We start from the raw sequence: 25,802 nt of genomic DNA on the forward strand, positions 1-25,802 counted from the left end.
ACTTTTGAAGCTGAATTGATTCAATTTGATGTTACGCAATCCTTTGAGGAGCAAGTTCTCAGCTTTTTACCTTGAGTTTATCTTTAGAGATTTTTGCGATCGTTTTTCATAGCACTTTTACAGGTTCTTCAATCGTGCGTAATAGTCTACGGTTTTAAGTCTGAGAGGTTATGCAAGAGCCTGTTCAGTTGCATATGCTCAAAATCACAAACGCTACAAACTAATGTCTTCAGCAAGGATTGCTCAGGCACACGCTTCTCAATTCACAATAACCATGACGAAAACAACAGAGAACAAGTTACCCGGTTCTAAAGGTGAACACTTAGCCCAAGCAAAATATGACACAACTCGACGAGCCTTAGCATTTTACAACAAGCAAATGCTAACCTATCTCAATCCATTAATGTGTGAGTTTATTGGGCAGCAAGAACTGCTATTCATCGCGACATCTGATGCACAAGGAGAATGTGATTGCTCGCTTAGAGCAGGTCATCCTGGCTTTGTTAAAGTGCTAGATGAGAAAACCCTCGTATATCCAGAATACCGAGGAAATGGAGTCATGGCGAGCGTCGGCAACATTCTAGAAAATCCCCATATCGGCATGATTTTCATTGATTTTTTCCAACATACAGTTGGCTTACATGTCAATGGAAAAGCTTGTGTTGTTGAGAACGACGAGCTAGCTCATCTTCCGAATGTATCTTCGGAGGTTATTGAAGAAAGCAAAATTTGTGGCGGTCGTAGCCCTGAACGTTGGATCTTAGTTGAAGTAGAAGAAGCCTACATTCACTGTTCTAAACACATTCCATTGCTGCAAAAGCTCGATAAAAAGATTCATTGGGGCACAGATGATATGAAGCACAAAGGGGGAGACGCTTTCAAAGCAAAAGATTGTTCGCGTCCCTGGAATCAAAAGGTCGTAGAATCTGATGTTGATCAGTGTTGTTGACCGTTTTCTCGGTGTGGACATTCTGAAGCGTAATCAATGTTTGAATGCTCTTTAAATAGATTTCATACTCAAACGTAAGAGTATTCAACAGCTAGAGTGCTTTAGCTTTCTACTCATTGAACGCTTCAGCTTTAGTCTTGAGGTCTACTATGATTGATTGTCAGATCGTGATCTTTTTTGTTTGGGTAGAATCGCTTCTTTTCAGAGAGTTGATAAAAGAGCGTGCCATGAATGCCGTGAACTTCCGACTTTTTTACACGCCTCTTCCACAGTCGAGCTAAAATTTGCCGCACTTCTTCATCGTCTTCAATGTCTTCGTTAAATTGAATATCTTGCCCTGGATTTGGGAAAATCTTGAGAAATTCCTCATCGGTTGCACTGTAGATATCATAAGCGCAGTTGATTGCTCGATCGATGATTTGAATGTTTTTCATAGAGTGTCCTGCAAACGTACAAGTGCTGATTCTAGGAGCAGAAGAGCTTCTTGAGGCTGATTTGCTTGAGAATACAGTTTTGCGATCGCAATCAGGTTAGATCGAACAAACTCAGAATTTTTCAGATTTGCTCGTTTTGATAAGCGATCGCTGTTTTGCAAGGCATCGACTGCCAGTGCCAAGCGTCCCGCCTTCATTGCTTCTGTGAGCAAGTGATTCCAAGCCCTAATCTTGTGAGTGCAATTGGCATCTGGAATCTCAGCCATCAAAGCATAGGCTGTCGTGAAATCACGTGCAGAAGCGTAGGAATTGGCAAATGCTGCTAGTACAGCAATTCGATCGGATTGCCTGTTAGCTTGAGAAGGCGAAATCGGAGAAATCTTGAGTGGAGCTTTCCGCGTCTGTTTTGTACGGAGAGGTGGATCTTTTGTTACAGGAATATATTGGGCAGCAGAAAAGAATTCTTCGAGCGGAGAGCGGGGGACAGATCGTGGAACTGGTGTTGGAAACGGATTGATGTTTAGGCGAGTAAGATTATATTGATTCTTCTGAACTTCGTATTCTGCATTGAGCAAGCGTCTTGCAGTCGCAAAATCCTCAATTTTGATGTATTTACTAGCAAGGTTGAATCGATTTTGATTTGAATTCAGTGATTTGAGCAGTGCTTGAGCAAGTGTGCGATCGCCGACTTCAATCAGCGCATCAATGACTTGAATAATATTGTTATCAGGCAAATCAGAAGAACGAATTTGACTGATTTCCTGAATGATTTGCTGGCTCACAGCCGATTGATTAGCTTGAGAGGCAATATGCGCGATCGCGGCAAGTGCTTGTAATTTATCAAGTCCATAAGTTGCTGAATTGGCAATGTGTCGAGCAGCTTCAAATTTTCTAGCCTTTGCAAAAATCTCTGCGACTTGGCTGACGCTATCCCGAACGTTCCAGGCTTCTCGAATTAAGCTGAGAGATTGTTGGGCAAACTTTTCATCACCCAGTTCAGCCGCTTGTTTTGCTAATTCAAAATATCCAAGCGATGCGTCATATTTCCTGAGGGTTCCAACGAGTTGCAATCCTTTGGATGATTGTCCTGCTGCGGCATAAGCTAGAGCCAGAGAGCGAGTGAACTCTTGCGAATTTAGCCGACTTTTGTGCCTCTGAAAAAGATGTTCAGCTTGAGCAATGTAAACAAGACCTTGCTGAACTTGTCCTGATCGTGCAAGCTGATGACCCAGATCTAACCAATCTCTAGTACCCCGATCGATTTGCGCTTGAGATGAGGCTGTGATGCGATCGGGCACAGAGGCTAGCAGCGATCGAGCAATTTCAGGTTGACCTGCTCTGCGGTAAGCGGTAGCAACATTGATCCAAGCTCTTGCAGGTGCTTTGTCTAAGTGCGATCGCGCTTTTTTGAGAAGATTTAATGTTTCAGTTTGATTGTTAGCTTGTTGATAGCTATCCGCAAGGTCTAGTATCCAGTTGATTGTTTGAATTTGAAAAGCTGGATCACGGTCTGACCATTGCTCTACTGCTGCGAGAATCCATTCTTTTCGAGTTTGCAGTGGGAGCCGCTGAAGCTGGAGAGAGAATGAATTCGCATAGAGCGAAGGATTTGTGATGAACGGAAGTAGGGAATTCGCATTTTTGCCAGCTTCTAAGTTCTGAATCGTTTCAAGTACAGCTTTATCAGCGGGTGAAAGCTTTAATCGGGATTGAATCTGCCGATTCAGTTCACTGCTGCGATCAGGACGATTTGCACGGAGAAATTCGATCGCGATCTCAGCCTGCCGAGTTGCCCAAGTTCTTTCACGATCGATAGGATGAGTCGGTAGCGCGATCGAGTTGATGCTGTCAACATCCTTGCAGGCAGGTTGTTCTGCGCTTGCTGGAATGCCGATTGAAGTCACGAGATATAAGCTCAGGAAACCGATCGTAACGCTCTTAGTCATTATAAATTTGCCTTCGGGTTGATTTGTTGATCACGTGCTCCCGCACAGGGTTTAAAACCCTGTGCTAACTGCGCGAAGTCCCTAAAGGGACTGAATCGCTGTATTCTGTTAGTCCCTTTAGGGACTTCGCACGGTTAGACCGTGATTTTCAATCACGGGCGGGCAAGCGCAATCAACGATCAACCGAAAATTTAGAGATGATAAATCTGATCGAGGCAACGTTGTACATTCCAAGATTTAACGGGAGTGATAACTACTGTTTTTGGTCAGGTTCGGATTGTGAAGGTTCGGATTGTGAAGGTGCTTGTTGAGTGACCCAACCTTCTTTAGAACAGATCGCTATCCCTGTTTTCGGCTGCATTGTTGATAAGCACCAATAATCGTTGCCATCATAGACAACACCAGGTTTGATAGCTTGAAGTGAGGAAAGCGATCGCCATTCTTGCACACCTCCCTCAGTTTCATAACGGAAGCGAGCAGGTCTACCTGTGCCGGAGGCATCGCCTTGGACTTCTAGTGCCTGATCAGTTCCGCCGATCCAATATCGCCCTTCTACAATCTCTTCTACAATCTGAGGTGCTTCAGATTTGGTAGACTCTTTTACTTGGGCATTGATTTGAACATCGGGTTGAGTCGCTGCTTGAGTTGGAGTGACTTTGGCATCGAGTTGAAGATTAGGTTGAGTTGCTGCTTGGGTCGGAGTGACTTTGGCATCAATTTGAGCGTTACACCCTACGATCGCAAAACAACTCAGAAGCAAAACAAAACTGAAGTGACGCATTGGAATAAACCTTAGAAAGTCATGTGCTTTTAGCAATAGGCAACAGACATGGAATTTTTGATCTTGACCCATTCTCGCATTGCAGCACGTTCATTTGGGCGAATCGGTGCGCCTCTTCTTCCAGGGTAGCGACTGTGAAAGACGGCATCTGCAAGACGCTCTTTTAGTGCCTCATCTTTATTAGGAAACGTCCAATCTGGCTCACCACATGCGCCTCCATTTGGACCGACTTTGGAGTAGCGCAAGCCACCTTGGTCAATCACACGGCGGATCGCATTCCATTCTCGAATATAGCCATGCTCATAATGCTGCAATCGGCGGCGATTTAGCCCAGGATTCAAATTCCCAAACAACCAATCTGTGACGCTATCCACTGATTGCTGGCGGGTTTCAGCATGGACACTGCTTGGACTACTCAGAATCAAAGGAATGCTTCCAGTACAAGCGATCGTCATTGCAAGAGTACTTAACGTAAAGAATTTCGAGATTGATTGCAAGTGTTGATTTTGCATGAGAAAAGCTCCAATTTAGTTAGCTACAAGGTTTTTCTATGATAGGAGAGTGGGGAATTCGACTGATCACTTTGAAGGATAAAATTGCTGGCGGAGGGTGTTGAGCCGTTGAGTAAATTGTTGTGCTTTACTCGAATGACCTTGAGCCGTGTAGATTGCAATGAGTTTTTCCAAAGGGGCAATCTCACTCAGATAGGTTTTTGCAGATGTCTTTTCGAGTAGACTCAACGCACGCAGATAGACAGTTTCTGCTTTATCGTATTGTCCTTGCTCAAAGTAGAGATCTCCTAGATCATGCAGTGCCGGAATTAAGTTTCGACTCTCTTGGCTGAACTTTGCCTCAGTTGCTTGAATCAGTTTTAAGAGCGTTGCTTCTGCTTTATCGTATTGTTTCGAGCCGCGATAAGCTTGAGACAAATGATGATAGCTTGTGACGATCGAGGGATGAGTGATCCCGAGAACAGATTCACCCGTTGCGATCGCAAATTGTGCTGTCAATACAGCCGCCTCATATTCTTTTCGCGTCAGCAGTTCCACAACTTGCTGATTGTGATCATTGACCAGATTCTCGGTAACGACCTCATACCTGGGTAGAATGCACTCCTTCGCGTGAATCGGAATTTGATGAGCTAAACCAATGACGATGCCTACGGCGATCGCAATTGTGCTTTGAATGGGATGCGTCATGACTGATCACTCAACGTCTCATATAGGTTTAGGATTAACCACGATCGAGGTTATGCAATCTGCAAGAACTCAATCGTCACCCTAAACGAGAGATCGACATGTGATCAATCTCTCGATCTCTGAACGTTGAGCATTATCGCCATCTTCTCTGGTGGTAGTCATTTGAACGCGAGTAATCCTCTAAACGAATGGTTCGAGTTTCGCCATTCTTCGTTGAAGTAAAACGATAGCGTTTGCCAGGAGTCAAGCTGCTAGATGAACTGAAACGAGAACAGTCCTTGCAGGTCGTATTAAAGTAAAGCGATTGAGAGGAATCGGATTCATAGGTTCTAATGACTGCATATTCTCCTGGAGCGAGTCGATATTCTCGATGCTCAAATCGGAAGTTGAGCGTTTCTCCAGTGTCGTTGTAAACGCGGCTGACAATTTCAGGGTCATCAGGAGTCAATTCAGATTGCAAAATTCGCCCATCTTGGCATTGTCGAGCACGACGATCGCGAATATCAGCACAGACATCGAGTGAGACGGATCGATTGGCGCACACTTTGTCTCGAACCCAGGTTGCCGTCCGTTCGTCTGTGCGTACATTCGTTGTAATGTCGGAAGTAAAAGTTCCCGTTTCTAGAACTTTGTCCCGTTGCTGAATTGTGTACTCAAAGGTATTACTGCCTTCGAGTACTCCAAATTTCCGCATCTGATGTCGATTTGAGAAGATCATTTTGGCAACTTCAGAAGTCGGGCGACGTTCGTCGTATTCACGATTAGTGTAGGGATGGGGGTTAGTCGAAACGCCTGAAGTCACATTTTTGATCAAGATGCGAGTATGAGGGGCAGGCGGAGTCTTTGCAGAGATAAAGGTGCCTGTAAGGTCTGGGAAGAATGGCCCTGCAGCACATTCTCCTGTGTACTTCACACCACTGAGCGTAATCTGATTGGGTGTGGTTTGTCCGTTAAACAGCCAACCTGTCGCGACGGGTTGAGCGATCGCAAAACTACCCGTTAAGATCATTCCTGTTGTTAAACAAGCAATGACAGCAGGATGCAGGCGAAATGAGTGGAAAAGTTGCTGAATGCGGGATAGATTGAGCCGTTTCATAAAGGTTCAAGAACAATGTCAAAGTTACGAAGGATGCTGAGGGTTACTCGATTCTGATGAACAAGTCACCTCGAACCCATCCAGAGACTTGATTGGGGAAAGTTACGCGGTACCAGAAGTAATTGCCTTCTCTAGTCATGCTTCTGTCATCGATTTCGATCACATCTCCGCCAATACCATAGTGTGCAATGCTTGATGAAATGCTAGGAGCCGATCGGACATTGATCCGGTTTTCTCGATCGCCCCGTAGCACTGCATGTCTCCAGTTACTTGGTGTGAAGCGAATCAAATCACTCCGCACCCAACCTTCTTCAGTCCCTTCGATTTCTGAGCGGACATAGTACCATTTCCAGCCATCCTTACCTTGGACAATGTTGAGGACTTCAACTGTGCCATTGGGTGCAAGAAGTTCTCGCACTGGAGCATTGAGAGATGCACCCGATCGAACATTAGCATGTGTCGTAACGATTCCAGGACGCGCCATTGCAGGCAGGGAAGTCATCAGAAGTGTGCCAAAACTGATCAGACCGAGAAGTTTTGAAACAGAAGAGAGTTTTGCGACGGGTTTCATCATTGAATTCAGAAGCTTGATGAGGGTTGATTCAGTGCTAAGTGGTATGTAAATCACCCTGAAAATTAGACCACCTGTAAATTTCGAGTTGATTTGTCGATCTCGCTTTCCCGCACAGGGTTTAAAACCCCGTGCTAGCTGTGCGAAGTTCACTGAAGAGACTGAATCGCCATATTCTGCTAGTCCCTTTAGGGACTTCGCACGGTTAGACCGTGATTTTCAATCACGGGCGGGCAAGCGCAATCAACGATCAACCGAAAATTTAGAGGTGGAAATTAGATACAACTACAGCAGCAATTTCGGATTTTCGGAATTTTTTCTCAGTAGAGAGGTGAAGTGTAGTTGGAAGATAGTTGCTCTCGTTTGCGTCCTGCCCTAAATTGATTCCGGGGCAGGTGAGCAACGAAGCGAGAGAACTCGCCGAACTGATGTTTAATTTTTTTGTGCCTGCTGCTTTTGAATTGCAAGCTCTGAGATGACAGCAACTTTCGCGAGATCCTCAGAAATCTCTTCTGCGGCTTGACGTGCTTTCACCGACTGTCCTGACCGAGCAAACCCATAAGCAATGCTAGTCAAAAGACGATCTCGCTGAGGAGGCAAATCCCAAAGGCTGCTTTTTTTTAGGAATAATGCTACTTCTAGCGATCGATCAAGTTGTCCAAGTTTGACCTGTTGCGCAGCGATCGCTAACAGAAGAGGATGTCGATTTCTATCCTCTTTCAGTTTAAGAGAGAGTTGTAGAGCTGGCTCAACTTGTTTCAGCTCCACAAATTGCATCGCAGTCTCAACTAAAATTTGTGTCTGTGCATCTGATTGTTCGTCTAGTTTAGCAATCAAATTGAGGGCACGATCGCGTTGTCCAATTGCGACTAGCTCAGGTGCAGATTCAGGAGTCAACGCGGGGATCAATTTCTCAAACAAGGCATCTGCTTGAGCCGTGAGTCCAATTTTTTGCAAACGCTCAACGATCGCGAGTTTCGTTCTCGTTTTCATGGTGGCATCCGAAACAGAGCTTGCGACTTGCAGAGCTTTGTCGAGTTGTCTCGTGTGAGCTAATTGAGCCGCAATTTCTTTACGAGCAATATCTTGCCGAGCAGGAGCACCTGCGAGTAACTGTGTCACTTGCAAAGCTGCTTCAAATTGTCGATTTTTAGCCAGTTTAAGGGCAATTTTTTGCAAGTTCTCCTGCCCCATTTCGACTAACAATTGTGGATAGATGGACATTCGAGTGTCATCTTTGATCCTGGAGAGTGTCGAGAGTTCAGTTGTGATCGATAAAGCAAGTGGGATTTCTCCTAAATCAATCAGTTTCTCGGCAAGCTCATGCCAAGTCATTAATCGCTCGACTGGATCGCCTGAAACATTCGGTGCTTGGGGCATTCGTTTAGCACTATTCCAAGTTTGTTGAAGTTGCCCAACCGTTCTAAGGTTGCTCAGAATCCCCAAGTAAGCCCAAGCTTGATAATACTGGGCTGAATCTCCTGATGCTGAGTTACAGCCCCATATCGTTTCAGCAACTTGTAATGCTTGATCTAACTCTGAGACTAAGCTCAAGCTTTTGGCAATGTCTGAGAAAACTGCAAACTTCTCATTTCCACAACTGCCATTCGATTCATAGGCATAGTCTTCTGTGTCGCCTTTTACTGATCGCACAGCTTCACTCAATAGTTCTCTAGCTTGTTGAGTTTTGCCTTGATGCGCGATCGCGACTGCAATTTTGTTGAGCGCTTGCCCTTTCCGCAGTTTTAAAGAAATCTTAGTTCTGACAAACTGGAGGGCACGCTCAACCTGCCCGGCTTCTGCAAGTTGAGCGCTGATGATGGCTAAATCTTCCTGTTGTCGCTCTTTGCCATATTCATCTGTGGCTCGCTCTGAAGCGTGAGCAAGTGCAAGTTGAATCACACGTTCAATCAACTGCTGGGATCTTGAAGTTTGGTTGGCTTCGCGAAGCTTACGAGCAATGGTGAGCAAAGCTTGACTCCGCTCTGTGAGCGGTTGTATCGTTTCTGCGATCTGAAGTGCTCTCTCAAATAGTGCTTCAGCAGGTTGAGGATTTGGACTTGCAGCGACTTGAGTTCCAAGCGCTGCTAATGATTCAGATAGAGCCTGTGAGGAGAGATCAGGATTAACCTGAACTGCGAGAGTGCCTTGAGCAGGCTGACTAAATCTAAACAGCAAAAGTAGGGCAAGTGGAAAATGGATGGCTGATTTTGAGAAAGCTAACATCGTTATCACTTTTAGTGTGTAAATTTAAGTCTGACATCAATGATCTTCTAATCTTTAATCAAATCGCAGAGAACTCAAAACCGCACAGCTTCCGAGCCAGAACCGCATTCAATCGCCGGAAAGGCTCTGTTAATATGATGAATGACAGGTGTCGCAGGTGCGATCGTAGAAGGGCGAAACGATTGGCAAAGATTTGCAATCGCAAGGGTTTGTGTTGTCTTGTCTTCCCGAAAAGTTTGAGTAATTGTAATTCCAATGTAACTTCTCAAGCCTGCTTTTTTCGGACGAGCAATGAGAGTTAATCGGTCATTTTTCACAGTCATCTCAAAGCGATAGTTCTGTGTAGCAGTATGACCTAACCCAAGTTGGGTCAACGTTATTGGAAACTGACCTGTTTCAAGTCGATAGATTGAGGCAGACCGAACTAAAGTAGTCATGACAAACTTTCCTTCACCCTCGTTGGATTGTTCTGCTTGGATCAATTGAGTGGCAACGGCTCCTTCACCTTGAAACGCAGCAACCATATGGTCTGAAACTCTGCTCAAATTCAACTCATCTAAAAACTCTTTTGGACGATCGCCGTTTAGACGAGTACCAGAGAGTTGAATTTTCAAATTTTGCGGTGTTGTGAATTGTGCGATCGTCGGCACAGTCGTATTCGCCCCCATTGGCTTAAAGTCTAGGTCTAGGTATATTGGTTTCGGTTGTGGATTCAAGCTGTAATCAAATGTGAATCCTTGCAAGCCCTCTGAAGGAGCAGTGAGAATGATTGCTTTCCCCATAGGTGTGAAGCGAAGCGTCACCGGAGTCGCTTCGCCAGTCCTTCCCAATATTCCTGTGCTGTCAATCCCCTCCCAGCGTCCGATGATTTGTTGACTATTCAAAGATTGTCCACGAGTTTCGGCACTCCTACCTTTTATCCCTCCAAATACCGAGATTGCTGTACAAACGCTCATGATGAGAAGCATTGCAATCGGTTTGTTCCTTTGATGCGGCATAGTAAAGGCTCTCCAAATAAAAATTGCGATGTAATTGATTCAATGTGTTTGCAGGCAACTCCTTTTGCACGATCGTGTTTCTTGAATTTGAGCCAGTTGTCTACTCGCTTGCTGAAATCTATGCAGTTTTTTAGAGTCCCATCTTTGCGAGGATATGCAACTGTAAGCGGAATATATTGAGTACACAGTTGATGTGCTGAAACAGACAGAAGCATTTTGGCAAATTTACGGAATTCCGCAAATTTAGCGAGAAGAATGAAAAATAAAAAACCGCAAATAGATTCTCTTTTAAGATGGACTCCGGACGATCAAGGACTCATGATGCAACGCTCTCTCAAACTTCTCGCGATCGCGCTTCTCTGTATCGGCACAAATCCATCATTCGCGCTGGCTCAAACGATTGCTCAAGTACAACCGAGTCAGCGCAAATTAGCAGCCGATCGCTTAGCAAAACAAGGACATCAGCAGTACAAATCTGAGCAGCATGAAGCTGCGATTGCCTCTTGGGAAGCAGCACTCAAAATTTATCGAGAAATTGGCGATCGACAAAATGAAGCAGAGCTTTTGAATGATCAAGGACGCTCTTATACACTGCTATCTCGTTATGCAGAAGGAATTCGTGCCTTTGATCAAGCACTCTCGATTTTTCAACAACTCAATCGGCGCAAGGATGCCGCAGTCGTTCTCATGAATCGAGGAAGTGCCTACTCTATGATCTCTCGTCATGAAGATTCGCTGCGATCGTTTGATGAAGCACTACCCATTGCTCGTGAAACGAACGATCGCGATCTTGAAGCAAAAATCCTGCTGAATCGCAGTATCACTTATGCTTACCTTTCTCGCAATGACGAGGCGATCGCAGGTTTCGGTGCTGCCTTCGCAGTTTTCCAAGCGCTCAAGGACTGGGATAATGCAGCTTCAGCGTTGATGAATCGAGGAATTGTCTATCGTTTTCTCTCTCGTTACGATGACGCGATCGCAGCTTTCAATCAAGCCTTACCGATCTTTCGAGAACTTAAAAATCGTCGTGCTGAAGCTTCAGCATTATCTAGCTTGGGAGATACGTACCGTTTTCTCTCCCGATTTGAGGAAGCTTTAACCGTCTTCGATCAAGCTTTACCGATCTTGATCGCCATCAAAGACCGAAAAGGAGAAGCAGGGGTCTTGATGAATCGGGGAGTGGTCTATGATTTGCTCGATCGCAATGATGAAGCGATCGCAGCTTATACGGAAGCTTTGTCGATTTTTCGATCAATTCAAAATCCTCAAGGTGAAGCAGAAGCACTGAGTAACTTAGGAATTATTTATGGTGCAATGTCTCGGCACGCTGCTTCAATTCAGGCACATACAGAAGCTCTCAAAATCTATCGAGCGATCAGAAGTCCTGATGGAGAAGCGCTAGCATTGATGAATCGTGGAATTTCCTATGTTGCAGTCTCACGCTATGAGGATGCAATTCGAGCTTACACAGAAGCTTTACCCCTTTACCGAGCACTCAAAAACCGCAACGGGGAAGCGCAAGTTTTATTAAATCAAGGCAATGCTTATCAAGCTGTGCAACGCTACGAAGATGCGATTCGCTCATACAATGAAGCATTGCCGATTTATCGATCGGTCAAAGATCGATCTGGGGAAGCACGAGCCTTATACAATCTAGGCGCTCTTTACCTCAACATTCGTCAGTTTGCTTCAGCAGAAAAATCCCTGAAAAGCGCGATCGCAGTGTTTGAATCGATTCGATTGGATCGACTGTCTGAAGCAAACAAAATCTCATTCTTTGAAACTCAAGCTGTGAGCTATCGCATCTTACAAGAGGTGATGATTGCCCAGAAGAAATTTGAAGCAGCACTAACAATCTCAGAATGGGGACGAACGAAAGCGTTAGTCGAACGGTTAAGCCAACAGTTACAGCCGACTGCTTCACCCCCTTCAGAAGCACCGAGTGTGGATCAACTTCGACGAATTGCGCGATCGCAAAATGCCACCCTGGTTGAATATTCGCTCAATGAACGTAAGCAAGAACTTTACATTTGGGTCATTCAGCCGACGGGCACAATCGACTTTCGACAGGTGAAGCTTACAGATGTTTTACCGCAACAATGCGCTTCTATCACACAATTGATTGGGAATAGTCGGCAATCGATCGGGGTTCGGAGTGCCCAATCAGATTGGTTAATTGTAGAAGAAACAACCCAGAAAAATCCTTGTGCTCAGTCTGATCAAGACGCAAATTTTAGAACCCTTCACCGATTGCTGATTGAACCGATCGCATCTCTACTCCCGACTGATCCAAACCAACACATTGTTTTTATTCCGGATGGAACTCTCTTCCTCGTTCCTTTCCCTGCTCTCAAAGCTGCAAACGGTCAATTCTTGATTGAACAGCATCCCATTCGGACTGCTTCTTCAATTCAATTGCTAGATAAAACTCGTGCGCTGAACTCTCGCTCTCAAGGCAATGGTACTTTAATCGTTGGCAATCCATTGATGCCGATCGATCCAAATTCTGCACAAGCAAAACGACTCTCGAATTTACCAAATGCAGAGCAAGAAGCTATTGCAATTGCGTCTTTATTTAACACCCAAGCACTGACTGGTCAGCAAGGAACTAAAAAAACAATTCTTCAGAAAATCTCTGATGCCAAAGTCATTCATTTCGCAACTCATGGATCATTCTCCGATCGCAATGGTTTCAAAAGTTGGCTGGCCTTTGCCCCCTCTGAAAATGATAGTGGCATCTTAACTGCTGAAGAAGTCTCACACCTAAAGCTAAATGCTGATTTAGTCGTCTTAAGCGCATGTGATACTGGTCGGGGGCGCGTGACAGGAGATGGTGTGGTGGGATTATCTCGATCGTTTATTGCCGCAGGAGTGCCGAGCGTAATTGTCTCTCTCTGGGCTGTGCCTGATGCTCCGACTGCTGAACTTATGCAGGCATTCTATCAACAGCTCAACCGCAATCCTGACAAAGCACAAGCTCTGCGTCAAGCGATGTTAGCTACGCTCAAGACGCATCCCAATCCCAAAAACTGGGCAGCCTTCACTCTCATTGGAGAAGCATGGTGAAATACCTGAATCATGAATCGCTAACTTCGAGATATTGGCTAGATTTCCAAATCCTGAAGATTGTTTTGCGTTACACCAGTAGGTGGTGTTTGAATGTTGGCTGAAGCCTGTGAAATTAAACTATAAACGCTTAGCACTCCTGGTACTCGCGATTCTGCTGATTGTTTCGTCCTGGTTGGGAATCGCATTCGCCCGATCCGGGCTGGACGTGCGATCGTTCCAAAAAGAAGGAGTTCCTCTGCTATATCTCGCTCCTCAAGGGGCAAAGACAATTCCAGGAGTCCTTGTGGCACACGGGTTTGCAGGTTCTAAACAGTTGATGCTCGGCTATGGGCACGTCTTGGCTCATGCGGGTTATGCGGTCATGCTCTGGGATTTTGACGGGCATGGCGCAAATGGAACGCGCTTAGAGCGGTATGAGCTGCAGCAGAATCTGGAGAGGGCGTTGCAAGCTCTCCTGGAACAACCCCAGGTTGACCCAGGTCGTCTGGCACTGCTAGGGCACTCGATGGGCAGCGGGATTGTGATGAATGCTGGGATTCGCGATCGAGAACGCTTTGCTGCAACGGTTGCAGTTTCTCCAACGGGAGCGAATGTCACTCCCCAATCTCCGCGAAATCTGCAACTACAGGCAGGGAGTGGAGAGGGGCGATTTGTGGGGAATGCCGAACGATTGCTGGCACAAGCTGGGGGAGAAAACACGAATCTGGCAACAGGGCAGGGGCGGGAATTAGTTGTGATTCCGGGTGTGGAACATATCACCATCTTGTTTAGTGATGGGAGTCATCAGTCAGCCCTCCGTTGGCTGGATGCAGCATTTGGCAGAACCAGTGATAGCCAGTATCGCGATCGCCGCATGGCATGGTACGGACTACACCTGTTAGGTTGGTTAATCGGATTAGCCGCAATCTCACCTCTTCTAACTCACCCTCCATTCATCCCCACAAAAATAGCTCCTATCCGACAATGGACAGGCTTGATCGCTGCACCACTGGCGGCAACGGCAGGGTTAGTACTGCTGAGTCAGCGGTTTGACCTCCAGAACTTGGGTGGCGTTCAAGTTGGTGGAGCGGTTGGGGTCTGGTTTTTGATTGCCGGGTTAACCTGGCTGGGAATACTGGCGCGTCTACCTCGCCCTACCCTGCGTGCCGTTGGGCTAGGAATTATGCTGTTTGTCATTCTCTGGATTGCCTTTGGTGCAATGGCGCAGGTGGTTTGGCTTCAATGGTGGCTGATCCCAATTCGGCTAAGAGTGTGGTTGCCCGTGGCGATCGCCTGTTTCCCCTGGTTTCTGGCCGCGGGAATCGTGCAAGAAAATATTGGGGTCGGCAAACGCTTTCTCTGGTGGCTGGGGCAGAGCGTCGTTTTGATTGGCGGCTTCGTGTTGACGCTCAATTTCCTACCTCAATTGGGATTTATGTTTTTGCTGTTGCCACTATTTCCACTACTGATGGGGATCTTATCTCTGATTGCTGGTCTGTTCAACCAAGCATGGGTCTACGCGATCGGCTCTGCTTTATTCTTCGGTTGGTTATTGGCAGCGGGTTTTCCTCTTTCTGCCTGACCTGTATACTTTCAAATTCTCCCTTGAGAGCCAGTCTCTTTTGCAACGATTTGGTTACAGTAAGTAAAGTTATTCTCGTACTCCAATGCAGTCTTTAACTGGGCTTGTCGTTCTTTTGTCCCTGCTACAGAGCTGTGCTTCCGCCCAGCCTTTCATTGTTATGAGTGATTTGCCAAACCCTTCTCATGCTCAGTCACTAAAGACAGCCAATGTTGCAGCAAACCCCGATCGTTCCCAAAGAATTGAATTTAAGCTGAGCGACTATCAATGGCAAAACCGCATCTTGCTGGTCTTTGCCCCCTCAACCGATTCATCTCAGTATCGCCAACAAATGCAGGTATGGCAGGCGGATGAAGCAGGGACAGGCAATCGCGATCTGAAACTGGTGCAAATTTTGGGAACTGGAGAGAGCCAAGTTGATGGGCGATCGCTCAATTCAGCATCGGTGGAAAAACTAAGACAACAGTTTGGGATTACCTCTGAGGAGTTTGCAGTGATTCTGGTGGGTAAGGATGGTACGGAGAAGCAACGGAGCCAAGCTCCACTTGATTTAGCAGCGTTGTTTCGCACGATCGATGCGATGCCCATGCGTCAGCAAGAAATGCGTTCTCGACAATAGCCATTGGCAGGAATGCTGTTGCGATGTCTGATCAGTCTTCTGCCCGTCCCTAGGATGTTGTCCTTTACAATGTCAGTGGCTTTGTCGGCTTCCATCAATGATCCCTGCGACAATACTAACCCTTTGTTTTCCTGTTCAATGCGTTGTTCTAAGATGGCTTCAATTTCGCTATCTGCCGGAAAAGATTGAGTCGTCGTCATATCCTCAAGCTCCCTTCCGCCAGGCATTTGAGAATTCGGCATAAGACATCTGCTGAGCGCAGTATGACAATAATTTGTGGCACTCATGCAGTTGTACTGTAGATTGCTTGAAAGATTGATTGAAAATTGAAAGATCTATGTCTGTAAACAACAAGCTTAATTGATAGACGACATGGCTTAACTGGTTTTCCAACATGACTTCTTTCAAATCTTCGACAACTCGTTTATGGTGAGTTGGAATCTTCTCGTTCAAAAGAATTTGCAACAAGCAGTCGATCGCTCCAGGATGTCCAGGTTGGAGCGTTGCCAGTCGATAGGCAATTCGCCGTTGATTCGCCCAGTCTTTTGCTGTTAATAATCGTTGTTCTAATGTACTAATGAGGTGTTTTAGATCTTGCTGATTGGTTGTTTTATTTTGATGTTTTTGACTTGTTTTCTCAGACCTTCTCATTGGCTGAAGTACAGCATTTGCAACACTGTTTTTTGGGTCAAGGATGATTAAGTTCTCTGCGGTTCGCAGTCGCAATGTGGCATTTTCGGTTGAGTGAATGATCTGCTTCAGGGTAGCGATCGCTTTCTCATGACCAGGATTGATTTTTCCCAGACTATAAGCGGCTCTCCGGCGAATATTGTCCTCCTGGGTTGATTCCAGAATCTCCTCCAGAGCAGTAAGCACAATCGGATGACTTGGCTCGATTCTGCCCAGGCTTTCGATTACTTGTAATTTCAGAGCTTCACTCTGTAGAGTGTCAATGAGTTGACGCAGGGCAGCGATCGCCATTGAATTACCTGGATCAAGCGTTTTACCCAGGGTGTAAGCTGCCTGCCAACGAGCAAAGGGATTTTCGGCAATCTGGACAAACTCCTCTAAAACCGAAGTTGCAAGCTGGCGATCGGTTCGCAGCAACGCGATTCTGGCTCCTTCACAGAGGGAAGCAGGAAATACCCCAAATCGCCATTGGAGAAGTTGAGCCAGGATTTTTGAGGCATGACCAGATTGGGGAAACTCTGCCAACCCTGCCGCCGCCAAGCAGTAAGCTCGATGGGAATAAAAACCGCCACAGCGATCGTCAAAATTCATGAGGGCTGTGATCAACGCCTCTTTCTCAGCAACAGCAATATCCGTTCTCCCCAACCAGAGTAGAATCACCTCTCGCCAGGACGCATGAAAGACTGGAAAATCGTGAGCCGGATCAAAGAAAAACTGCCAATCTGAAATGGCTTGTGCGGCGAAATATTCCTGGAACGTGGGGTGGTAAAAGGCGTAAATCTTCTCGCCTGTGGTCACTGAAATTCCAACCTGGTTAAGCCAACCCAGTTGTAATGCCAAAGTCATTAAGTCTAATGACCCTGCAAATGCAATTTGAGCGAAGGAATGGGACAGTCGAAAGCGCGTTTCCCTTTGCAACAGTGCCCGCAGCGCAACCTGCCCTAATGCCTCATTGAGTTGCTGCCGCTGGGCGATCGTAGTGGGAAAGCGATCCTGCTTCCATTCATAGAGTGTTTCGACAAATTGCCGATAGAGCAGGGATTTCGTTTGCGGTAATGCTCCTTGAGCTAGTGACCAGGAGCGGCAAAGCAAGGCTAATCGGAGAGGATTTTTGACCGCATCCCTGACTCGCTTTCGCTGAGGGTTGTTCAATTCTTGTTGCAGGCGATCGCCCAACTCCAGATGATCCTGAAACCAGCGATCGATGAACTGACCCACCTGATCCCCATCAGTTCCACGTCCATAACTAAAACTGCGGTTGCAGTAAACTGTAAACCCATCGAGGGCATTTTTACCACTGTCCCAAACATTCGAGCGGCAGGTCAGCATGATACGAGCATTGGCAATCCATCCTCGCAGATGACAGGCAAGGCTCGACAGTGCGGTTGCCCCATCCATCGCCATCTCATCGATCGCATCCAGCAATAGCCACACTCGCCCCTGCTCAAACTGTTGGGCAAATGCTTCTTGAAGCTCTAGAGAAACACTAATTTTCCCAGTTGCCTGCTTCAGCCAGTCCTGTAAGAGGTAGCTCTCCAATGTCGCTCCCTGCAAATCTGCCAGGGAAATCCAGATAGGCAGTACCCCCTGCTCTAGCAGCCAGACGGCGATTTTTTGAAGTAGCGTCGTTTTACCTGCACCCGGTTCACCTACGATCGCGATTCGTTGTTTTTCGAGCGATCGCAGACGGTCAAAAAATTCCTCTAAAGAGAGGGTGTCTTCTGGCTCGTCTCCGTCCTCAACAGGTGAACCGACTGATGAGCGATCAGCTTTGCGATGCCGCTGCTTGCGTTCGATCAAGCCTAGGGGAAGATAGAGTTCATCCAGGTTGAAGGTCATACCATCGCTGACCGTCAATGGATTAATCGTCAACCGTTCGTATTGCTGTAATTCCAGACTGTTACGGCAAAGTTGCCACCAGGAATCTTGCCTATCCGCTCCCGAATCTTCTGGTTCTACAGGTTCCTTGCCTGTCACCTGCTTCGATTTCTGGGGGCGGCGTTTTTCCCATTCCTGCTCGAATTGACGCAGATTGGCTGGGCGATCGCTCCGCTTGTGCCAGAGGTTAAGGGTGAAGTGCCAAACTTCAGATCCACCCCTGTTGGGGCGATTGTCGTCTAGGATCTCTAGAAAATCCTCAAATCGCCGCAATGCCTCCTTGATCTGTTCGCCATTCAGCGGAGATTTCGCCAGGTTAGTCAAAGCCTCTAAGAACCGAACCTTTGTTCGCACCACTAACCGTTGCTCGGTCTGCCAGTGGGTCTGAATCTGCGATCGCAGCCCATCCAAAGCCACCTCATCACAGTCCACCTCGTCGTTTGCGTAGTCGAGCAGGGTTGTGAACAGGTGGAGCGATCGCTTTTTGGCTTCAGGTCCGTAACTGGGGCGTGCCATTGTTAGGAGAATCGGAATTTGGAGACAACTTGAGAATATCTCACGGTTCTAACTCACATTTTCCCCCAGAAGCCAGGGGAATTCCTTCGGTTCCACCATTCCCCTAACTTCAAGTCTGTTGTGGAGGAAGCCTTTCAGCCGTTTTTATGCCAATTCGCCTAGGGGAAGATGGACTGCCTATTCTGGATTCATCAAAGGGAAGGAGACGAGAGAAGGCTTCTCACCTCCTACCCCCCGACTTTCAACCCTGTGGCGGCTAGCTCAATCGTAGAGCGCCAACGATTGCCCGAAAGGGACGCAGATTGAGGGTTATCGCTTTGGACGACTTCCCCCTTAATCGCCGGAGATGCGGGTGCAACCCCCGCGCCGCTACACCAAACACTGGCAGGTAGTTTAACAGTAGAACGCCTAAAACATCCTTGTTCATACCTTGCCCGAAAGGGACGACGAATGAGGGTTATCGCCTTCCAAGCGGGTGATATGGGTGCAACTCCCATCCTGCCAATTTCCAAACATTGCCCTGACGGGCTGAAGGAGGTTGTGATGACTTACAAGTTTTTTGTCCAGAACAAAACGCAAACACCGCAAAGCCAGCCGATTCCGGGTCGGGAAGCAGACATGATTCAGGGACGTTCCGGTGGTTGGATGTTCAAAGCCGACTTCTGGAGTGTGCTGCGTCGCTGCCTGTTGATTGGAACGGCTCAAGGAGCTTATTACGCAGGCAAGCAGGAGTTGACGGGTGAATTTGTCGAAGTCTTGAAACAGGCGATCGCTCTCAACCCCGATCGCGTTGCCTCAGAGATCCTGTATGCCAGCGATGGACGGGCAATCAATAACAGTGCGCCTCTGTTGGCACTGGTGTTGCTATCAATGGGTGAGACAGTTGAAGCAAAGCACGCTTTTCAATCGATCTTTCCCCAGGTGGTAAGAACGGGAAGCCACTTCTACGAATGGTTGAGCTACACCAAAGCAATGCGCGGGTTTGGAAAGATTGTCCGAGAAGCGGGTAAGTCCTGGTTATCAAACCCTGATGCAAAAGGGTTAGCATATCAACTGTTGAAATATCAGCAGCGCCAAGGCTTTTCTCACCGGGATGCGCTGCGGCTGTTTCACGTTAAACCGCCCACGGAAGACCACGACCAGCTATTTCAGTGGGTCATTCAAGGTTGGGAGAACCTACCGCAAGAAATTCCCTCGGATGCTCTGGCGCAAATCTGGTGGTACGAGTGGCTGAAGCGCAATCCAGAGAGAACTCAGGAGGCGATCGCCAAAGGTCGGTTAACGCATGAAATGGCAGCCCCCGTGGGCAAAATGGACAAGCGGGCATGGCAACTCCTGTTCAACGATATGCCGATCGGAGCAATGCTACGAAATCTGGGATCTTTAACCGAACTGGATGTGTTGACGGCTGACAACCGCGACAACCTGAAGCGAGTGGCAAAAGTCCTCAACAGTGCGGAACATTTGCGAAAAGGACGTATTCACCCGATCGATGTCTTGAAAGCCCTCAAGACTTATCAATCCGGTGGACAGTTAGGACGCAGCCAGAAAACCTGGCAACCTGTTCCCCGCATTGTGGATATTCTGGAGCAAGCTCTGGAACTTTCCTTTGAGGTGATGCAGCCAACGGGCAAGGTGTTTCTACATGCGATCGATGTTTCTGGTTCCATGTCTTACTACAGCGTGAGTTCGATCGGACTGACCTGCTGTGAGATTGCAACCACGATGGCACTGGCAACAGCAAAAGCTGAACCGCACTATGTCATTCGCGGATTTGCCACCGATTTCCGTGACCTGAAAATTACAGCACGGGATTCGTTTAGCGATGCGATCGCCAAAGCGAGCAACCAAAACTTTGGTGGAACGGATGCGGCAGTCGCGTATGAGTGGGCAATCAAACACAAGTTCAAGGCAGACGTGTTCTGCTTCTGGACGGACTGTGAAAGCTGGGCAGGACGCAAGCATCCGAGCCAGGCATTAGCCGAGTATCGCCGTAAGGTGAATCCTGGGGCAAAAGCTGTTTACGTCACCCTGGCTCCCTACAATATCTCGCTGGTTGATCCAAAAGATTCAATGTCGTGGGATATTGCCGGATTTGATCCAGGAACACCTCGATTAATTCAAATGATTGCAGCAGGAGAGCTTTGACTTGCTTAAAGTTGGGAGTATTTTTTCAAGTGAAAGTACTCCCAATTTATGGTTCAAAATGATGAGAAATAGGGAAGCTAAGCAGATGCTAGATTTTTAGTAATCTGCTCGAAAATTGACTCAAACTTATGCTTCGCGTTATCAAACTCTAGCACCTGCCAATCCGGGACAGAATCGCAATCCAGTTGTTTCGCATTCAGGTAAACCGGGTAGCGAACTTCAATTTGTAACGCTTCAACTTGCGGCATCTGACCGTAATGCCGTGTGATATGTCCACCACTAAACGCCTTATTGCGAACAACCTGATACCTCTGTGAGCAAAAAGCAGTGTCAACGACAGAAATGAAGTGTTCAGAACAGGTTGCCCCATTTCCGTTCCCCAAACAGACTTCATCCTCAATTAATCCAAGGAAACTGTGTAAATCCAGCAAATATACCTTGCCAAATTGCTCAATCTGTTCGTTCAGCAAAGTTTGAAGCTGTTGGTGATAGGGGCGATAGTATTGCTCCACTCGCTGTTCAACCTCTTCTCTTGAAGGCGGAGTTCGATAAATTGCGGTGTTGAACGCAGTCTTTTCAGCAACGACCGATTGCCAAAAGCTACCAAAGAGCGGTTCGTGGAGCGATCGATTGAGGTCAACTACGTAACGGCTATAGACAGCTTGCAGGACAGTAATGCCTAAACGGGGCAGAAAATCATAGAGTTTGTCGAGATGCCAATCTTGATTGGGTAAATAGTGCTGGTGAGAAGCTTCTAATGTGTTAGTAATCTCCTTCGGTATGAGCAATCCACTGTGAGGCAGACTGGCGATAACCGGAATGGTGTGAGCAGTAGGTAAGTGCAGGAGGAAAGGGTCTGGCATTGGTGGCTTAGTCAGTAGATAAATTGCTCGATCCTTAAATATGGGAAAACAGAGGGAGACCCAGAGCATTCCTCCGTATTTGCCACTATCAAGGTTGGAAGCACGCCTCGATGCCGCTTAAAGGGCGAGTGAGTTAGTCCAATAGGCGGTGGCAGATAAGCGATCGCTAATCTGTCCGGTGTTGTGCATCCAGGTCTGTAGTTGGTCGTAGTAGTCAGTGGTCATTGTAAAGTCGTAAGTGAAACAGGGAACGGTTGCCTGATAGATGGCTTGCCCGATCGCATCGTCAGCATAGGCTCCAGTGTGCTGGTTATAGATTGCCTGTGCAGCTTCGGGTTGCTGATGAATGAAGTCAATCCCGCGTCGGAATACCTTCAGGAAAGCCTGAAGTTCTTGCCGTCGCTGTTGCAGTAACTCTGGAGTCGTGATGAAAATGAGTTGACAGAAATCTGGAATGCCCCAATCCTTGAGGGCAAAAAACTGAGCATCGTAGCCCCGCAGCCGAGCTTCAATGACTTCAAAATTGTAGAAAACTAGCGTTGCACAGTCTGCTTTGTTTTCAACGAGTGCGTTCGTGTGGAAAAAGCCATTATCGACAGAGGTAATGGCATCGTCGGTAAACTGACCGCCATCCGCCTCGATCATCGTTTGAGCGATCGCCTTTCCTAAAGCCGAGGGTGCGCCGGGGTATTGCAGTCGCTTACCCAGCATATCTTTAGGGCGCTCAATCCCTTGCCCTGCAAAGTACATAACCCCACCATTGGTATGTAAAAACCGTGCCCAACCAATGACCGGATGACCATTACTGCGGTCTTCAACCAGATGTACTGGCTCCGTAATGGCAATATCGAGCGTTCCGTCCTGGATCTGGGCGATCGCATCAATGTGTTCAGATGGTTCAACCAGTTCCAAATCGATATTTACATCTGCAAACCATCCCTGCTTCAGTCCCACCAGCAGAGGCACATGATCTGGATTCAAAAACCATTCCAATCCCAAGCGTAACTTAGCCATTATCCGCCAACTTAAATTTATAAGATCGAAATTGTATTTCTAAAGCTTACCGTCTTCCAAACCCCTGATACCGTAGAACCTGTGACCGAGCCATCAACTCGTCATCCATCCAGCAGCAAGTTAACGGGCGATGTGTTGATGTATGCCCTAGAACTCGGGATGCCTGTGCATTATCTGTCTGGATTTGGCAAGCACTTGGGATCGGCGTTGCCTGCTTACTCGCGCAATGAGCAACTTCGATTGGCGCAGTATCGGCGGTATGAGGATCAGGCGCAGAAGTTGGAATTGGTGAAAGCGATCGTCACGACTAAAATCTACAATCAAGCGACGATTTTCTATCGGCATGGAGTGAAAGAGCATCCGTTAAAGCAGCGAAAAGCGAGTGTGGCTGCTCAAAAGATCGATCAAGTGAGGGGATGGAAGGGTTGGCAGCGCGGGAGTATTTTGGTTATTGGTCGCAGATGTTGAAAGGGAATTGGCAGTTTTCAGGTCGAAATCGTCGTCCGCCGACTGATCCGGTGAATGCGTTGCTGAGTTTTGCTTATGGATTGTGATTAAAAATCGGCACAACTTCCTGAGTTTCGGCATCAATCCCAGCCACAAAGTTATATCGCCGCTCATTGCAACGCCGACAAGCCAAAGCTAAATTGCGGAGATCATCCGAACCGTTTAACGATCTCGGAATCACATGGTCAACTGTAAAACGAGTTGCACTCAAGCGTTCCGGTGAATAGCAATACTCACACAAAAAAATTGCTCTCTCTCGAACAGCCTGCCGAACATCATTACTGATTGACATTCTGAGCCGCCATCATCGCATTGATATGAGTGAAAATTCGATCGAGTTCTGCGGACACGCTTCACGTGAGCCGAAGGCAACGCGTCCAATTCACCAATTTCCTCCACTGCTAGTTGGTCAGATTTCTGCTTCTCTAGCAATTTTTTCATCCGGAGCTGTAAAGCGTCGCTAAATTTGAACAAATTCCATTCCCCCTTTTTCTCAAGTCGGATCTCGTGCAGAAACGAGGATAGCTTAATAGAAAATAAGTCCGTATGCGCGTCATCTGAGTTATTCATAATGCGTCCACATCCGCAAAATTTTCACCGTATTCTCAGACTCGATGACTTCATATACTAATCGATGCTGAATATTGATTCGTCGAGAATATGCACCTTCCAAATCTCCGATTAGTTTCTCGTAAGGAGGCGGATTTTGCCACAGGTTTTCTTACAAGATCTCAAGTAATTCCTGTGCCTTTTCTCGTAAGTTCCTAGAAGCAAGTTTTTTAACGTCTTTCTGTGCCTGTTTCGTGTATACCAGTTTCCAGTTCACCACTCTAACTCCCGATCGCACTCTTCGATCGGGGTTGCTAATCCTTCTCGGATCGACTCTCGCATTCCTGGAACAGAGAGCAGATAGAGAGTCTCCTGCACCGATGCCCAATCTGCTTCAGAGAGCAACACAGCATTGTTGTTTTGCCCTGCGATTACGATCGGTTGATGGGACTTGCTGACGGTATCAATCAAATCTTGCAACTGCTGTCGAGCATCATCGACTGGAATCATAAGCTATTCTCTCGATCTGCCACAATGATATCTAATCCATCTTAAGTGCAGGTATTCGATTTCTTCGTCCGGTTGCTCGGATTCAGATTCTTGTCGAATTCAGATTCTTCTGGTACGCGATCGCCTTCCTGTGAAAGAATCCGCTCAATTTCTTGAAATTCTTCTACAGGAATGTGAATCACATTGCCTTCGGCACAGCGAAAAGCGATCATGTCTACCAAAAAATATTGAATTAGACAAATATCTAATCGATCGATCGATTAGATATCGCTTATCTTGGGAGTAGATATCGAGGCAATGGCATGGACATCAACAATACCTTGAATCAGATTAATGAGTTGAGTATTGACGATCGTATTCGCCTGGTTCAAGCGATTTGGGATGGAATTGCAGCGGAGCAGGGTTTTCCTGAATTAACACTGGAACAGGAGCAGGAACTCGATCGTAGAAGTGCGGCTTATGATGCAAATCCAGATGATGTCATGACTTGGGAAGAGGTCAAAGCCTCGATTAAGAAAAAGTCATGAGTTTTGTTTTAATTGTTCGACCAGAAGCGCGGCAAGAATTGGACGAAGCTTATCAGTGGTATGAGGCACAACAAGAGGATCTTGGAGATGATTTTCTAGATTGTGTGGATGAGAGGCTGAATCAGATTTGTCAGATGCCAGAGTTGTATGAAGTGATTCGCAGAGATATCCGACGGGCTGTTGTACGGCGGTTTCCTTATGTAATCTATTATCGCGTTGTTGTCGATCGCGTGATTGTATTAGCAATTATTCATGGTCGAGCGAATCCAAAGAAATGGCGATCGAGAAATTGAACCGAGATCGAAGCATTCCGTGAGAGAAGCGATCGTATTAGCCCGAAGCTATCGCGCATCAGATTACCCTGAACTTGAGCCATTTTCCCTGCTTGGTTACACTGTTCCTAAACGTCAATCAGGAAGCTGAACGAGTTGTGCAACTTCTTCTCCCAATCTGACAAAGTGCTTAACATTAAATGTTAAAAGCATATCTACATTTGCTTTGAGAGCAGCATAGGCAATGAGAGTATCGTAAATTCCACCACCTGAGATATTCATCTGAACTACTTTTCTGAGTACTGCTTGATAATCCTCAGCCGTTAAACTGATTCTAGTAAACTGAGTCAAATCTTCTGATAAAAGGCGTTCGGCGTTTGCCGGACTGATTCGATAAGGCGGTGGCAGTCTTGTCAGAAGAGAATACGATTCTGCAAAGCTATGGGTTGAGATGCAACCTTCAATCGTTCGATCGATTTGTACTTGTTCTAACCAAGGTCTAGCGCGATCGTGCATTTCGTGAGCTTCAGACAGAGCAGCGACGATAATATTGGTGTCGAACAGAACTTTTACCATCCACCAAGTTCCCGAATCCGTTCTTCGCGCATATCGTCCACTATGAAAGCAGGAATCTTCGTGCCCTGAGATTTGATGACCAAAATCCCGTTCACGTATTCTAGTTCTGCTTCCGGTTGATCGGACTCATCTGGTGAAATGGGTTGCGGGACGTTGCTAAGAAGTTGCTCAATCTGTCGAAATTGTTCAAGTGGAATTTGAACCGCGATAGCTTCTCCTTGCTCGTTGTAAACGTATTGCTTATCGACATCTAGCATTTCTGCAACCTCCAGACGATCGTGTGTTGATCATATCTTGCGATCG

The 25,802-nt window shown here is 46.8% G+C and carries 26 protein-coding genes, 1 tRNA gene and 1 pseudogene; 9 read left to right on the forward strand and 19 right to left on the reverse strand.

Features of this window, described 5'->3' with window-relative positions:
- The first annotated feature begins 274 nt into the window (after positions 1–274).
- Positions 275–949 carry a pyridoxamine 5'-phosphate oxidase family protein gene (locus LEPBO_RS0103845; RefSeq protein WP_017286218.1) on the forward strand — a complete coding sequence of 225 codons (675 nt, stop codon included), beginning with the start codon at positions 275–277 and terminating at the stop codon, positions 947–949.
- 131 nt (positions 950–1,080) lie between these two features.
- On the opposite strand, the gene LEPBO_RS0103850 is transcribed toward LEPBO_RS0103845, so the two are convergent.
- The 9 genes from LEPBO_RS0103850 to LEPBO_RS0103890 form a co-directional block, all read right to left on the reverse strand.
- On the reverse strand, positions 1,081–1,383 hold the full coding sequence (locus LEPBO_RS0103850) for a hypothetical protein (protein ID WP_017286219.1): 303 nt from the start codon (positions 1,381–1,383) through the stop codon (positions 1,081–1,083).
- Positions 1,380–3,329 carry a tetratricopeptide repeat protein gene (locus LEPBO_RS0103855; RefSeq protein ID WP_017286220.1) on the reverse strand — a complete coding sequence of 650 codons (1,950 nt, stop codon included), beginning with the start codon at positions 3,327–3,329 and terminating at the stop codon, positions 1,380–1,382. Before LEPBO_RS0103855 ends, LEPBO_RS0103850 begins: the two co-directional genes overlap by 4 nt.
- Positions 3,330–3,582: 253 nt before the next feature.
- Entirely contained in the window at positions 3,583–4,110 is a 528-nt protein-coding gene (locus LEPBO_RS0103860) for a hypothetical protein (protein WP_017286221.1), read from the reverse strand.
- A 29-nt stretch (positions 4,111–4,139) separates the two neighbouring features.
- Entirely contained in the window at positions 4,140–4,622 is a 483-nt protein-coding gene (locus LEPBO_RS0103865; protein ID WP_017286222.1) for a hypothetical protein, read from the reverse strand.
- 66 nt (positions 4,623–4,688) lie between these two features.
- The gene (locus LEPBO_RS0103870) at positions 4,689–5,309 is read right to left on the reverse strand and encodes a tetratricopeptide repeat protein (protein WP_017286223.1); all 621 of its coding nucleotides are present in this window, start codon (positions 5,307–5,309) and stop codon (positions 4,689–4,691) included.
- 133 nt (positions 5,310–5,442) lie between these two features.
- Positions 5,443–6,405, reverse strand: a complete 963-nt coding sequence (locus LEPBO_RS39760) for a hypothetical protein (protein WP_017286224.1) — start codon at positions 6,403–6,405, stop codon at positions 5,443–5,445.
- Positions 6,406–6,448: 43 nt separating this feature from the next.
- On the reverse strand, positions 6,449–6,979 hold the full coding sequence (locus LEPBO_RS0103880; protein WP_198421427.1) for an SH3 domain-containing protein: 531 nt from the start codon (positions 6,977–6,979) through the stop codon (positions 6,449–6,451).
- A gap of 429 nt (positions 6,980–7,408) precedes the next feature.
- Positions 7,409–9,202, reverse strand: coding sequence for a sbcc family protein (locus LEPBO_RS0103885; RefSeq protein ID WP_017286226.1), 1,794 nt, complete (start codon positions 9,200–9,202; stop codon positions 7,409–7,411).
- Between the two features lie 74 nt (positions 9,203–9,276).
- Positions 9,277–10,158: a type IV pilin-like G/H family protein gene (locus LEPBO_RS0103890; RefSeq protein WP_172410475.1), complete on the reverse strand. Its 882-nt coding sequence runs from the start codon at positions 10,156–10,158 to the stop codon at positions 9,277–9,279.
- Between the two features lie 360 nt (positions 10,159–10,518).
- On the opposite strand from LEPBO_RS0103890, the gene LEPBO_RS0103895 reads away from it, so the two are divergent.
- From LEPBO_RS0103895 to LEPBO_RS0103905, 3 genes are all read left to right on the forward strand, one after another.
- Entirely contained in the window at positions 10,519–13,266 is a 2,748-nt protein-coding gene (locus LEPBO_RS0103895; RefSeq protein WP_026148403.1) for a CHAT domain-containing tetratricopeptide repeat protein, read from the forward strand.
- 109 nt (positions 13,267–13,375) lie between these two features.
- On the forward strand, positions 13,376–14,830 hold the full coding sequence (locus LEPBO_RS0103900) for an alpha/beta fold hydrolase (protein WP_036045286.1): 1,455 nt from the start codon (positions 13,376–13,378) through the stop codon (positions 14,828–14,830).
- 160 nt (positions 14,831–14,990) lie between these two features.
- Positions 14,991–15,449: a DUF4174 domain-containing protein gene (locus tag LEPBO_RS0103905; RefSeq protein WP_051077764.1), complete on the forward strand. Its 459-nt coding sequence runs from the start codon at positions 14,991–14,993 to the stop codon at positions 15,447–15,449.
- Here LEPBO_RS0103905 and LEPBO_RS0103910 read toward each other — a convergent pair.
- Both LEPBO_RS0103910 and LEPBO_RS0103915 read right to left on the reverse strand, forming a co-directional pair.
- Positions 15,422–15,649: a hypothetical protein gene (locus LEPBO_RS0103910; RefSeq protein ID WP_017286231.1), complete on the reverse strand. Its 228-nt coding sequence runs from the start codon at positions 15,647–15,649 to the stop codon at positions 15,422–15,424. The two genes, LEPBO_RS0103905 and LEPBO_RS0103910, sit on opposite strands and share 28 nt — an antisense overlap.
- 4 nt (positions 15,650–15,653) lie before the next feature.
- Positions 15,654–18,533, reverse strand: coding sequence for a HEAT repeat domain-containing protein (locus LEPBO_RS0103915; RefSeq protein ID WP_017286232.1), 2,880 nt, complete (start codon positions 18,531–18,533; stop codon positions 15,654–15,656).
- A 249-nt stretch (positions 18,534–18,782) separates the two neighbouring features.
- On the opposite strand from LEPBO_RS0103915, the gene LEPBO_RS42785 reads away from it, so the two are divergent.
- Positions 18,783–18,910 (forward strand) — tRNA-OTHER (locus tag LEPBO_RS42785).
- A 73-nt stretch (positions 18,911–18,983) separates the two neighbouring features.
- Entirely contained in the window at positions 18,984–20,681 is a 1,698-nt protein-coding gene (locus LEPBO_RS0103920) for a TROVE domain-containing protein (RefSeq protein ID WP_239741279.1), read from the forward strand.
- Positions 20,682–20,758: 77 nt separating this feature from the next.
- Here the strand turns inward: LEPBO_RS0103920 and LEPBO_RS0103925 are convergent, their stop codons facing one another.
- Both LEPBO_RS0103925 and LEPBO_RS0103930 read right to left on the reverse strand, forming a co-directional pair.
- On the reverse strand, positions 20,759–21,544 hold the full coding sequence (locus tag LEPBO_RS0103925) for an N-formylglutamate amidohydrolase (protein ID WP_017286234.1): 786 nt from the start codon (positions 21,542–21,544) through the stop codon (positions 20,759–20,761).
- Positions 21,545–21,661: 117 nt separating this feature from the next.
- Complete coding sequence (locus LEPBO_RS0103930; RefSeq protein WP_017286235.1) at positions 21,662–22,558, reverse strand: ABC transporter substrate-binding protein; 897 nt, start codon at positions 22,556–22,558, stop codon at positions 21,662–21,664.
- 159 nt (positions 22,559–22,717) lie between these two features.
- On the opposite strand from LEPBO_RS0103930, the pseudogene cas1 reads away from it, so the two are divergent.
- Positions 22,718–23,112: pseudogene (gene cas1, locus LEPBO_RS36085) on the forward strand (CRISPR-associated endonuclease Cas1).
- Here the strand turns inward: cas1 and LEPBO_RS39765 are convergent.
- The 4 genes from LEPBO_RS39765 to LEPBO_RS42790 form a co-directional block, all read right to left on the reverse strand.
- Entirely contained in the window at positions 23,100–23,357 is a 258-nt protein-coding gene (locus tag LEPBO_RS39765; RefSeq protein WP_081614722.1) for an HNH endonuclease, read from the reverse strand. The pseudogene cas1 and the gene LEPBO_RS39765 sit on opposite strands and share 13 nt — an antisense overlap.
- Positions 23,358–23,627: 270 nt before the next feature.
- Complete coding sequence (locus tag LEPBO_RS45250) at positions 23,628–23,780, reverse strand: Txe/YoeB family addiction module toxin (protein WP_263970847.1); 153 nt, start codon at positions 23,778–23,780, stop codon at positions 23,628–23,630.
- A gap of 107 nt (positions 23,781–23,887) precedes the next feature.
- Positions 23,888–24,124 carry a type II toxin-antitoxin system Phd/YefM family antitoxin gene (locus LEPBO_RS0103955; RefSeq protein WP_017286237.1) on the reverse strand — a complete coding sequence of 79 codons (237 nt, stop codon included), beginning with the start codon at positions 24,122–24,124 and terminating at the stop codon, positions 23,888–23,890.
- Positions 24,125–24,165: 41 nt separating this feature from the next.
- Positions 24,166–24,336 carry a hypothetical protein gene (locus LEPBO_RS42790; RefSeq protein WP_017286238.1) on the reverse strand — a complete coding sequence of 57 codons (171 nt, stop codon included), beginning with the start codon at positions 24,334–24,336 and terminating at the stop codon, positions 24,166–24,168.
- A 90-nt stretch (positions 24,337–24,426) separates the two neighbouring features.
- On the opposite strand from LEPBO_RS42790, the gene LEPBO_RS0103965 reads away from it, so the two are divergent.
- Entirely contained in the window at positions 24,427–24,651 is a 225-nt protein-coding gene (locus tag LEPBO_RS0103965; RefSeq protein WP_017286239.1) for an addiction module protein, read from the forward strand.
- Entirely contained in the window at positions 24,648–24,944 is a 297-nt protein-coding gene (locus tag LEPBO_RS0103970; protein WP_017286240.1) for a type II toxin-antitoxin system RelE/ParE family toxin, read from the forward strand. Before LEPBO_RS0103965 ends, LEPBO_RS0103970 begins: the two co-directional genes overlap by 4 nt.
- A 114-nt stretch (positions 24,945–25,058) precedes the next feature.
- Here LEPBO_RS0103970 and LEPBO_RS0103975 read toward each other — a convergent pair whose 3' ends face one another.
- Together LEPBO_RS0103975 and LEPBO_RS36105 are read right to left on the reverse strand one after the other, a co-directional pair.
- Entirely contained in the window at positions 25,059–25,499 is a 441-nt protein-coding gene (locus LEPBO_RS0103975) for a type II toxin-antitoxin system VapC family toxin (protein ID WP_017286241.1), read from the reverse strand.
- Positions 25,493–25,756, reverse strand: coding sequence for a hypothetical protein (locus LEPBO_RS36105; RefSeq protein WP_017286242.1), 264 nt, complete (start codon positions 25,754–25,756; stop codon positions 25,493–25,495). The genes LEPBO_RS0103975 and LEPBO_RS36105 overlap by 7 nt, the downstream gene beginning before the upstream one ends.
- Positions 25,757–25,802 lie beyond the last annotated feature (46 nt).

Origin of the sequence: Leptolyngbya boryana PCC 6306 (assembly GCF_000353285.1) — a bacterium.
Classification (GTDB): domain Bacteria; phylum Cyanobacteriota; class Cyanobacteriia; order Leptolyngbyales; family Leptolyngbyaceae; genus Leptolyngbya; species Leptolyngbya boryana.